Source organism: Vibrio sp. 10N.222.55.C6, from assembly GCF_041473395.1.
Lineage (GTDB): Bacteria > Pseudomonadota > Gammaproteobacteria > Enterobacterales > Vibrionaceae > Vibrio > Vibrio crassostreae_C.
The window spans coordinates 1-244 of sequence record NZ_JBFRSD010000914.1 but is presented as its reverse complement, the minus strand read 5'-3'; the positions used below and the strand labels follow the sequence as shown (position 1 = coordinate 244).

Genomic DNA, 244 nt, shown 5'->3' with positions numbered 1-244 from the left:
TCAACACGTCGTGGTGAAATCGAAATCGCGGCCTTTGTGACTAAACGAATGCAAAAGGGTGTGGTATTTATTCCATTCCATTTTGTTGAATCACCAGTTAACCGTTTGACTACCACAGCGACTGATCCACACGCGAAGATCCCTGAATTTAAGGTGGCGGCTGTGCGTATTGATCCTATTCGTGAGCCTGAGAGTGAAGTAACAGAGGCTTAATCATATTAGCTCGGTGAAGACGGCTGGCATT

Annotated in this window: 1 protein-coding gene; it reads left to right on the top strand. The window is 45.9% G+C overall.

Translation table 11 applies throughout. The features are described from left to right. A partial coding sequence (locus AB4486_RS26835) for a molybdopterin dinucleotide binding domain-containing protein (RefSeq protein WP_372119820.1) occupies nt 1–213 on the top strand: 213 nt, incomplete at its 5' end. Between the last annotated feature and the right edge of the window lie 31 nt (nt 214–244).